Annotated in this window: 9 protein-coding genes; 4 read left to right on the plus strand and 5 right to left on the minus strand. The window is 65.7% G+C overall.

All coding sequences use genetic code 11. The annotated features are described in order from the left end of the window. Window positions 1-17: 17 nt before the first annotated feature. Together NTD82_RS16145 and NTD82_RS16150 are read right to left on the minus strand one after the other, a co-directional pair. On the minus strand, window positions 18-785 hold the full coding sequence (locus NTD82_RS16145; protein WP_262129438.1) for an HpcH/HpaI aldolase family protein: 768 nt from the start codon (window positions 783-785) through the stop codon (window positions 18-20). Then, on the minus strand, window positions 782-1,174 hold the full coding sequence (locus NTD82_RS16150) for a cupin domain-containing protein (RefSeq protein WP_095158807.1): 393 nt from the start codon (window positions 1,172-1,174) through the stop codon (window positions 782-784). The genes NTD82_RS16145 and NTD82_RS16150 overlap by 4 nt, the downstream gene beginning before the upstream one ends. 188 nt (window positions 1,175-1,362) lie before the next feature. Here NTD82_RS16150 and NTD82_RS16155 point away from each other — a divergent pair, with 188 nt between their 5' ends. From NTD82_RS16155 to NTD82_RS16170, 4 genes are all read left to right on the plus strand, one after another. Beyond that, window positions 1,363-2,793, plus strand: a complete 1,431-nt coding sequence (locus tag NTD82_RS16155; RefSeq protein ID WP_262129439.1) for an NAD-dependent succinate-semialdehyde dehydrogenase — start codon at window positions 1,363-1,365, stop codon at window positions 2,791-2,793. An 86-nt stretch (window positions 2,794-2,879) separates the two neighbouring features. Further along, window positions 2,880-4,466, plus strand: a complete 1,587-nt coding sequence (locus NTD82_RS16160; protein ID WP_262129440.1) for a GMC family oxidoreductase — start codon at window positions 2,880-2,882, stop codon at window positions 4,464-4,466. A 46-nt stretch (window positions 4,467-4,512) separates the two neighbouring features. After that, on the plus strand, window positions 4,513-5,853 hold the full coding sequence (locus NTD82_RS16165; RefSeq protein ID WP_262129441.1) for an MFS transporter: 1,341 nt from the start codon (window positions 4,513-4,515) through the stop codon (window positions 5,851-5,853). A 74-nt stretch (window positions 5,854-5,927) separates the two neighbouring features. Continuing rightward, entirely contained in the window at window positions 5,928-6,728 is an 801-nt protein-coding gene (locus tag NTD82_RS16170; RefSeq protein ID WP_262129442.1) for an IclR family transcriptional regulator, read from the plus strand. A gap of 399 nt (window positions 6,729-7,127) precedes the next feature. On the opposite strand, the gene NTD82_RS16175 is transcribed toward NTD82_RS16170, so the two are convergent. The 3 genes from NTD82_RS16175 to NTD82_RS16185 form a co-directional block, all read right to left on the minus strand. Further along, entirely contained in the window at window positions 7,128-8,345 is a 1,218-nt protein-coding gene (locus tag NTD82_RS16175) for an OprD family porin (protein ID WP_262129443.1), read from the minus strand. Between the two features lie 280 nt (window positions 8,346-8,625). Then, window positions 8,626-9,423, minus strand: coding sequence for an ABC transporter permease (locus NTD82_RS16180; protein WP_371864338.1), 798 nt, complete (start codon window positions 9,421-9,423; stop codon window positions 8,626-8,628). After that, the coding region (locus tag NTD82_RS16185; RefSeq protein WP_262129444.1) for an ABC transporter permease at window positions 9,423-10,309 on the minus strand (887 nt) is incomplete at its 5' end. The genes NTD82_RS16185 and NTD82_RS16180, both read right to left, overlap by 1 nt.

A 10,309-nucleotide genomic window follows, 5' to 3' on the forward strand; every position in this document is an offset into this window, starting at 1 on the left:
TCTTGTTGGGTAGCGACTCAGCGGGCCGAGTCGCGAAAATGTCGGGCGTGCTGGCTCCAGCCGGCGCGGAGCAGCGCCTGGTCCGAGCCGAGGATGAAAAAGCTCACGCCGCGGGCGGCGAAGCGGTCGAGGTCTTCGAGGCTGGCGACGAAGATGCCGCTGGCCTTGCCGGCGCGAGCGGCGGCGTCGAGTACGCGGTTGACGGCGGCCTCGACCCGCGGATCGTCGAGGCGCTCGGCGCCCAGTGACACGGCGAGGTCGGCGCGCCCGACCAACAGGCAGTCGATCTGCTCGACGCTGGCGATGGCGGCGAGGTTGTCCAGCGCTTCGCGGTCTTCGATCTGGGCGACGATCGCGTGGCGGCCGTCCTCGGCGGCGAGGTGCTCGGCGAGGGTGGCGCGGCCGTAGCCGCCGGCCCGCGGTGAGTTGGAAAAGCCGCGGTTGCCGTCGCGGTAACGGGTGCCTTGCAGCACTTGCCGGGCCTGGCCGGCGTCGATGATGTGCGGCAGCACCAGCCCGTCGGCACCGAGATCGAGGGCTTGCAGCAAGGTCGCCGGGCGCGCATCGGCGACCCGCACCAGGCCGCTGACGGACGCGGCGCGACAGGCCAGCAGGCCCAGGTCGAGGCTGCCCTGGTCGAAGGGCGCGTGCTCGGCATCCAGCACCACCGCATCCAGGCCGGCATCCCCGGCAATTTCCACCACGGCATGGCTGGGGGTCTTGATGAAACTGCTGAGCAGCGGCTCGCCGGCGCGCAGCCGGGTGGCGAAGGTGACCGCGCTCATGCCGATACCGCTGCGTCGGCGAACTCGCCGGCCTGGTATTCGATCAGGTGACGGTAGTCGTCACGGATCGGCGAGAACACATCCAGGTTCATCACCACTTCAGTGCCGAGCGGTTCGGCGTAATGCACCACGTGCGGCGGGATGCGGATCATGCTGCCGGGGCCGCCTTCGACCACCTCGTCGCCGAGGTGAAAACGCACGCGGCCCTGAACGATGATCACCAGTTGTTCGAAGGTGTGGCTGTGGGGGAAGACATCCATGCCCGGGCTCAGCCAGTTCATGACGCACAGGGTGTCGTCGCCACGAAAGGCCACCCGTTCCACTCCCTTGCGTACGACTTCCCGTGGCAGGTCATTCCAGTTATGCAGCAGTGCCTGGGCGAGGCTCATCGGCGAATCTCCTTTTTGTTTTCTATAGAGGAACAGTGTTTCGCTGTGAGATAAACCTACGCCTGCCGTATCGAGGCGGTCAAGCCCCTTTTTCAACCTTGACAGCAGCTTTTGAACGGCCCTAGGATTGTGTCGTTCAAAAGAACAACATTTCGTTGTAAGAAATATTAGCCTCAAGGAATCCACAGATGCGTGTAATCGAGTCTCTTCTGATTGACGGCCAGTGGTCGGCTGGCACCCACGAACGCCAGGCGGATGTCTACAACCCCGCCACTGGCGAGCTGATCGCCCGTCTCGGCCTGGCCTCGACCGCCGATCTGGACCGCGCCCTCGCCGCCGCCCAGCGGGGCTTTCAGGTGTGGCGCAAGACCTCGGCCTACGAGCGCTCGAAAGTCCTGCGCAAGGCGGCGGACCTGGTACGCGAGCGCTCGGACGAGATCGCCGCGCTGATTACCCTGGAGCAGGGCAAGCCGCTGGCGGAAGCGAAAATGGAAGCCTTCGGTGCCGGCGACCATATCGACTGGTACGCCGAGGAAGGGCGCCGCGCTTATGGCCGGGTGATTCCGCCGCGCGCCCGCGGTGTGCGGCAAACCGTGCTGCGCGAGCCGATCGGTCCGGTAGCGGCGTTCAGTCCGTGGAACTTCCCGGTCAGCCAGTTGGTGCGCAAGATCGCCGGCGCGCTGGCGGCGGGCTGTTCGATCATCGCCAAAGGCCCGGAAGAAACGCCGTCCTCGTGCATCGAACTGTGCCGCGCCTTCCAGGATGCCGGCGTACCGGCCGGGGTGTTGAACCTGGTGTTCGGCGTGCCAGCGGAAGTGTCCGATTACCTGATCCGCTCCGAGGTGATCCGCAAGGTGTCGTTCACCGGCTCCGTGCCGGTGGGGCGCGCCCTCGGTGGGCTGGCCGGCCAGTACCTCAAGCGCTGCACCCTGGAGCTGGGCGGGCACGCACCCTTTATTGTTTGCGACGACGTCGACGTGGACGCCGTGGCGGCCTTGGGCGCCGGCTTGAAATTCCGCAATGGCGGGCAGATCTGCGCTTCGCCGACCCGCTTCTATGTGCAGTCGGCGGTGTATGAGCAGTTTGTCGAAGCCTTCTGCCGCGTCAGCGCCGGGCTGAAGATGGGCGACGGCCAGGACCCGGCCAGCCAGCTCGGCCCGCTGGCCAACCCGCGTCGGGTGGCGGCGGTGCAGGAATACGTGGACGACGCCCTGGCGGTCGGCGCGCAACTGGCGCTGGGCGGCGCGGGCGTCGAGGGCGGCGGCTTCTTCTATCCGGCCACGGTGCTCACCGATGTTCCGGAAAGCGCTCGGGTGATGAGCGAAGAACCCTTCGGCCCGATCGCCTCGATCGTGCGCTTCGACAGCCTCGATGAGGTGATCGAGAAAGCCAACAGCTTGCCGTTCGGCCTGGCGGCCTTTGCCTTCACCCGTTCGATCCAGCGCGCCACGTTGCTGGCCGACGAACTGGAGTCGGGCATGGTGTCGATCAACCACTTCGGCCTGGCTGCGCCGGAAACGCCGTTCGGCGGGGTGAAGGACAGCGGCTACGGCAGCGAAGGTGGCAGCGAAGGGCTGGACGCCTACTTCACCACCAAGTTCGTCAGCCAGATCGGCTGACTGGTCACCTCATTCATTGAATTAGCGGGACCTGTGGGAGCTGGCAAGCCAGCTCCGACGGGATCCCTGCGTCGAGAACAAGAACAATGCAGACATTCGACTACATCGTCATCGGAGCAGGCTCCGCCGGCTGCGCCCTCAGCGCGCGGCTGGCGGCGGCCGGCAAGCAGGTGCTGCTGCTGGAAGCCGGTCCCGCCGACAATCATCCCTACATTCATATCCCCGGCACTTTCATTCGCGTGCATGGCACTCAGCGCACCTGGATGTACCGCACCGAACCCGAGCCTTTCGTCAACCAGCGCCGCGTCTACATTCCCCAGGGCCGCACCCTCGGCGGCGGCAGCTCGGTCAACGCGATGATCTACATCCGTGGCCAGGCCGAGGACTACGACGAGTGGCAGGCCAACGGCTGCCCGGGCTGGGGTTGGGCGGACGTGCTGCCGGTGTTTCGCCGCTGCGAGGCCAACGCCCGGTTGGGCGGCCAGTTGCACGGCCAGGACGGCCCGCTGAAAGTCAGCGATCCGCGCCACCGGCATGCCTTGAGCGAGGCCTTCGTGCAGGCGGCGGTGGAGGCGGGCGTGCCGGCCACCGACGATTTCAACGGCGCGAAACAAGAGGGCGCCGGCTTCTACCAGACCACCACCGCCGAGGGCCGCCGTGCCAGTTCCGCGGTGTCGTACCTGCGCCCGCTGCGCCATGACCCGCGGCTCAAGGTGCTGAGCAACACCCATGTCACCGAACTGCTGTTCGAAGGGCAGCGCGTGGTGGGTGTGCGGGCCAAGGGGCAACAGGGCGACGAGCTGGAGTTCAAGGCTCGCGCCGAAGTGATCGTCAGCGCCGGGGCCATCGCTTCGCCAAAACTGCTGATGCTGTCGGGGATTGGTCCGGGCGAGCACCTGCAGTCGCTGGGCATCCGCACCCGCGTCGATGCGCCGGGCGTCGGCGAGAACTTCCAGGACCACCTCAGCGCCTCGGTCTACGCCCAGACCCGCCAGCCGGCCAGCCTGTTGGGCCATGACCGCGGCCTGCGGGCCATCGGCCACGGCCTCAAGTACCTGGCGACGCGGCGCGGCCTGCTCAGTTCCAACGTGGTGGAGAGCGGCGCCTTCGTCGACGCCACCGGCTGCGGCCGCCCGGACGTGCAGTTCCATGTGGTGCCGGCACTGGTGGGCGACATGGACCGGCTGCCGCCCATCGGTCACGGTATTTCCATCAACCCGTGCGCCTTGCGCCCGCGCTCTCGCGGCCGGCTGCGCCTGAAGAGTGCCGACCCGATGCAGGAGGTAGCGATCAATGCCAATTACCTGAGTGACCCCGAGGACATGCGCACCATGGTCGCCGGGGTGAAAGTGGCGCGGCGCATCCTGCGTTCGCCGGCACTGGCCAGCGTGGTCGAAAAAATGCTCCTGCTGCCGGACCACGACGATGTACCGGACTCGGTGTTCGAGGACTATGTGCGCACCGTGGCCAAGACCGTGTTCCACCCGGCCGGCACCTGCCGCATGGGCCAGGACGCCGGCGCCGTGGTCGGCCCGGACCTGAAGGTGCACGGTGTGGAGGGCCTGCGGGTAGCCGACGCGTCGATCATGCCGACGATTGTCAGTGGCAATACCAATGCGCCAAGCATCATGATCGGCGAGCGCTGCGCGGACTTCATCCTCGCCGCCGGCTGACCGGTCGCCGAATCTTCGCCAATACAACAATTACAAGAGTGCAGCGATGAATCTCATAGCCCGTAGTACCTTCGACAACGAGCAGGACAGCACCCTCTACAACCGCATCGCCTGGCGTCTGCTGCCGTTCCTGTTCGTGCTTTACATCGTGGCGTTTCTCGACCGGGTCAACGTCGGCTTCGCCAAGCTGCAGATGGCGGCGGACATCGGCCTCAGCGACATGGCCTTCGGCTTCGGCGCCGGGGTGTTCTTCATCGGCTACTGCCTGTGCGAGATCCCCAGCAACATGATGCTGCAGCGGGTCGGGGCGCGTTTCTGGATCGCCCGGATCATGGTGGTGTGGGGCATTCTTTCGGTGTCCATGCTGTTCGTCACTACGCCCAACCAGTTCTACGTGTTGCGCTTTTTGCTGGGCATGGCCGAGGCCGGGTTCTACCCCGGCGTGGTCTTGTACATGACGTACTGGTTCCCGTCCTATGCCCGTTCCCAGGGCATGGCCTGGTTCAACCTCGGCATCGCCATGGCCGGGGTGATCGGCAGCCCGCTGTCGGGCTGGATCATGCAGACCTTCGCCGGCGTCCATGGCATGGCCGGCTGGCAATGGCTGTTCCTGATCGAGGGCATGCCGGCGGTGATCCTCGGCGTCGTGGTGTTCTTCTACCTGGATGACCGTCCCGGCAAGGTGCACTGGTTGACGCCGGAGCAGAACGCGCGAGTGGTCAAGCAGCTCGCGGCGCAGCGCGAGGCGCAGGAGCAGGCCGGGGCCGGGCACAACTTCCGCGCGGCTTTCGTCAACAAGGACCTGTGGTTGCTGATCTATGTGAACTTCGCCTTGCTGTGCGGGACCTACGGCGTGTCGTTCTGGTTGCCGCAGATCGTCCAGGGGTTGGGGGTGAAAAGCCTGGCGCAGACTGGTCTGATCGCGGCGATTCCGTTCGCCGTGGCGTCGGTGTGCATGTTGGTGGTCAGCCGCCATTCGGACCGCACCCGCGAACGGCGCTGGCACGGCACCCTGTGCAACCTGGCGTCTGCGCTGGGCTTGGCAATGGCGGCGTTCTTTCATGATCAACCGGTGTTGTCGCTGGCCGGCCTGAGCCTGGCGATGTCCGGCGGGCTCGCCGGGTTCTGCGTGCTCTGGGCATTGCCCGGCGTATTGCTGACCGGCACGGCCGCCGCCGCGGGTATCGCCCTGATCGCCACCGTGGGCAACCTCGGCGGTTACGCCAGCCCGTTCATGATGGGCTGGATCAAGCAGAGCAGCGGGCACCTGGAATATGGCTTGTATGTGCTGGCGGTGATGACCGTGCTGGGTGCCTGGGCGATGTTCTCGGTCAAGCCACCGCGTGCGCGGCAAAGCGAAATAATCGGTAAAACTGCCAACGCGTGATGTCGCGGAGCAACACAAGCGTTTCGTCGAGCGATACAATCGGGGCTTTCCACAGCTCGACATGAGGTGATCGCTTGGACCAGGAAGACGAAAAAACCAGCAGCGGCCCGGCGCTGCTGGAATCGGTGGAGATGGTCTTTCGTCTCCTCGATGAACTCACCGCCGCCCGTCGCCCGCTGGGGGTGACGGAGCTGGCCCAGCAACTGCAAACCGCCAAGCCGCGCACCTACCGCCACCTGGCGTCGATGCGCCAGCTAGGCATCCTCGAACAGGACCCGGCCACAGAGAAATACATGCTCGGCGCACGGCTGGTGGCCTACGGCGAAGCCGCCGGCGAACAGTTCGACCTGCGCGCCATCGCCGATCCCTATCTCACCCGTATTCGCGACGCCACGGGCCAGACGGCCTTGCTTGCGGTCGCCACCCATGACACCGCGCTGGTGGTGTCCTGCGTCGAATCCAAGGCCAACGTGTGCATCTCGGTCAAGCCGGGCAACCGCGTGTTGCCGTACTGCTCGGCCCAGGGCCGCACGGTGCTGGCCTTTGCCGATGCCGCCAGCCAGCAACGGGTGATGCGCCGCAAGATGCCGCAACTGACCCCCAACACCCTGCACGACCCCGAGCAACTGGCACAGCGCCTGGAGCTGATCCGCCAGCGTTTGTACGACGATGCGGACGGCGAAGTGACCCTGGGTATCAATGCGTTGTGCTGCCCGATCTTCCGCGAGAACGACCAGATCGTGGGGACCATCGGCATCGTCGGGCCGAGCGCGGCGATCCCGTCACCGCCGCCCGCGGCCATGCTGCGCGAGTTGCAATCGGCGGCGGCGGAGATCAGCGAGCGCTTGCATGCGGGGACGTATCAGCGGTTGTAGCAGGGGGCGTTGAGGTAACTCTTGGTTCTATGAAGACCATGAGGTGTCAGTCTGGATACTGTGTAATGGCGACCAGGTGCTAGCCGACAGTTTTTCAGCGCCCTCAAGACCGAGCGCCGCCCGCGCGGCGCATCGCGACGGTTCGGCGCCCCGACAAGCTCGCTCCTACATTTGTTGCAACGCACCATGGCCTATGGGATTGGCGTTGCCAGCCTTGCTGCATGGCGGGAGAGTGCGGGGTGGCTGAGGCGTCAGCCTCGAAATCAAGCCGAACCACCAAGGCGGTCAACCATGGCCTGACAGGCACAGGTACGTTGCAACCAATGTAGGAGCGAGCTTGCTCGCGATGCGCCGCGCGGGCGGCGCTCGATCTCATGCAGCGATGAGGCCCTCAGAACCTCAGAAAAGACTCAACGGATACTCGGTAATCAACCGCACCTCATTGAAATTCACGCCGCGGTCCGGGCTTCTGAAGCTCGCTTGCCGCACGCGGAATGACAAGTCCTTCGCGCTGCCCGACTGCACCACGTACTTCACATCGATGTCCCGCTCCCACGCCCGGCCGTTGTCGGTCTGGGCGGTGTGGAAATCGGTGCCGCGCAGGTAGCGGGTCATGAAGGTCAGGCCGGGCACGCCCAGCGCGGCGAAGTTGAAGTCATACCGCGCCTGCCACGAACGTTCGTTCTCGTAGTTGAAGTCCGAATACTGCACCGAGTTGGCGAGGAACACGGTGCTGTTGCCGTCCACGCCATAGGTGTAGTTGCCCTGGCCGCTGACCCGCTGGTGGGCGATCAGGAAGCCGTGCGGCCCGGCCGTCAGCGACGCCGCGAGGCTCCAGATGCGGTTGTCCAGTTCGCCGGCGCGGGCCTGGCCCTGGCTGCGGGTGTCGTAGCCGTTGAAGTCGAGCTTGAAGGCGTAGCCATCGGACAGCGGCATTACGGCGGTGGCGCCGACGTAGTACTTGCGCCAGTAGTCATCGACATCCGAGTGGTAGGCCCGCAGGTTGAGGTTGCGGTTGAGCTGGTAGTCCGCGCCGATCAGGTCCAGCGACGACAGCCGGCCGCTGTCGTGCTCGCTCTGGTCGCGGCTGCGCATGGCGGTGAAATGGCCGGCATGCATGGTCAGGCCGTCCAGCTCCTTGCTGGTCAGCAACCAGCCTTGGGTGGTCTCGGGCAGCAGGCGGTTGTCGGTGGTGGCCAGCACCGGCAGGTTGACCAACTGTTCGCCGAACTTCAGCTCGGTTTTCGACAGCCTGGCCTTGAGCGCCGCGCCGCCTTTCGAATAGCTGTCCTTGGCGCCGTCGCTGTCTTCTTCCAGCAGCAAGGTGCCGCCGCCCTTGCGACCGTTGCCGGTGTCCAGCTTGATGCCGAGCAGGCCGATGGCATCGACGCCGAAGCCGACCGTGCCCTGGGTGAAACCCGACTCGAACGTGGCGATGAAACCCTGTGCCCATTCTTCGGAGTAGTTCTGCGCCGTGCGGTCGTCGAGGAAGTTACGGTTCATATAAAAGTTGCGGGCTTTTATTGAGAGGTGCGCGTCTTCGACAAAGCCGCCGGTGTCGGCCTGGGCGGTCAGGGGAACAGCACAAGCCAGTGCAAGCAGGTTTTTGATTTTCATTATTGTTTTTCCATGCAGGTGCGCGAGTCACAGCCCTGTTGCGGGAAGAGGACGTGGCTTCCAGGGCGTGACCATGGGTATCCGGAGAAACGTCTATTTGTTCTTTTGATAGAAACACTGTTTCTCTGGATGGCTGATGCTATTGATCCTGCCAGCGTGCTGTCAAGCCGCTTGGGCGATGGTTTCGGCTTTTCTTCGCGTCATGAATCGCAGGCACGCGAAGGCCCCGGCCACAGGGCCCGCAGTGCGGGTCATGTGGCCGGGGCCGTGGTTGTGGCGATCAGCGGCGGGTGAAGGAACGGGACAGCAGTAGCAGCAGCGAGGCGAACACCACCATGATCGTCGCCGCCGACAGCAGCACCGGGCTCAGGGCTTCCCGCGCCGTGGTGAACATCTCCCGCGGCAGGGTGCGCTGGTCGGGGCCGGCGAGGAACAGGGTGACCACCACCTCGTCGAGGGACGTGGCGAAGGCGAACAGCCCGCCGGAGATCAGCCCCGGCGAGATCAGTGGCAAGGTCACCTTGCGCAAGGTCATCCACGGCGTCGCGCCCATGCTCGCCGCCGCCCACAGCAGGCGCTGGTTGAGGCCGCCCAGCGCCGAGCCGACGTTGACCACCACGAACGGCACCGCCAGGGTGGTATGGGCCAGCACCAGCCCGGCGAAGGTGCGGGTGATGCCGGCGCTGGAGAACACGAAGTACATGCCCACCCCGACGATGACCGCGGGCACGATCATCGGCGCGATCAGCAGCACTTCGATCAGCCGTTTGCCGGGCATCGCCGGGTGGCGTAGCCCGAGCGCCGCCAGCCCGCCGAGGACCACCGCGAGCACGGTGCTGGTCAGGGCGATGGCGAAGCTGTTGAACAGCGCGCCGAGCCATTGCGGCGAGGCGAAGAATTCCTCGTACCAGTGCAGGGTGAACTGCCCGAGGGGCAGCGACATGTAGCGGCTGTCGCTGAACGACAGCGGCAGCACCACCAGGATCGGCAGCAGCAGGAACGCCAGCACCAGCCAGCCGCCCAGTGACAGGCCAAGGTTGCCGAACCAGGCCAGCGGCCCGCTATTGGGATTGCGAATCATCGGTTCACTCCTTCGCTGCCGCGGCGAGCCAGCCAGGCCTGGATCAGGTAGAGCAGGGTGGTCGCTACCAGCAGCACCAGGCCCAGGGCCGAGGCCAGGCCCCAGTTGAGGGTGCCGGTGGTGAACTGGGCGATGTAGAAGCTGATCATCTGGTCGGCCGGGCCGCCCAGCAACGCGGGCGTGATGTAGAAGCCGAGGGTGACGATGAACACCATCAGCGCCCCCGCCGCCAACCCCGGCAACACTTGCGGCAGGTAGACCTGGAAGAACACCCGCAACGGCCGCGCGCCCATCGAATAGGCGGCCTGGACCAGCAGGCGGTTGCAGCCGGCCATGGCCGCCAGCAACGGGAACACCATGAACGGCAACATCACATGGACCAGCGCCAGGATCACCCCGAAGCGGTTGTAGAGCAGGTGCACGGGGCTGTCGATCAGGCCGAGGCGCAGCAGCAGCGCGTTGACGATGCCCTCGTCTTGCAGCAGCACCATCCAGGCGGTGGTGCGCACCAGGATCGAGGTCCAGAACGGCAGCAGGATCATCAGCAGCAACACGTTGCGGGTGCGCGGCGTGCGCCGGTCGAGGAAGGCGCACAGCGGAAAGGCCAGCAGCACGCAGAACAGCGTGGTCAACGCGGCGATACCAAAGGTGCGGCCGAGGATCGAGCGGTACAGGCCCGCTTCGTCCTTGGCCACCACGCCTTCGCGGTAGTCGTACTTGACGTCCATCGCCGACAGCAGGTGGTAGGTGCCGGCCGGCCCGGCGGCGCGCTTGAAGGTCTGCCAGGTGCTGTTTTCCAGCCAGCGCGGGTCCAGGGCCTGGAGCGACGCGGCGCTGCCGTCCAGTCGCCCGGCTTCGCGCTTGGCGGTCATCAGCAGGGCGC

The sequence above is a fragment of the Pseudomonas sp. 5P_5.1_Bac1 genome (genome assembly GCF_025466015.1).
Classification (GTDB): Bacteria; Pseudomonadota; Gammaproteobacteria; order Pseudomonadales; family Pseudomonadaceae; genus Aquipseudomonas.

Coding starts and splice junctions, on each gene's coding strand:
- NTD82_RS16145 (WP_262129438.1), bottom strand. CDS start 785: ATGAGCGCGGTCACCTTCGCCACCCGGCTGCGCGCCGGCGAGCCGCTG.
- NTD82_RS16150 (WP_095158807.1), bottom strand. CDS start 1,174: ATGAGCCTCGCCCAGGCACTGCTGCATAACTGGAATGACCTGCCACGG.
- NTD82_RS16155 (WP_262129439.1), top strand. CDS start 1,363: ATGCGTGTAATCGAGTCTCTTCTGATTGACGGCCAGTGGTCGGCTGGC.
- NTD82_RS16160 (WP_262129440.1), top strand. CDS start 2,880: ATGCAGACATTCGACTACATCGTCATCGGAGCAGGCTCCGCCGGCTGC.
- NTD82_RS16165 (WP_262129441.1), top strand. CDS start 4,513: ATGAATCTCATAGCCCGTAGTACCTTCGACAACGAGCAGGACAGCACC.
- NTD82_RS16175 (WP_262129443.1), bottom strand. CDS start 8,345: ATGAAAATCAAAAACCTGCTTGCACTGGCTTGTGCTGTTCCCCTGACC.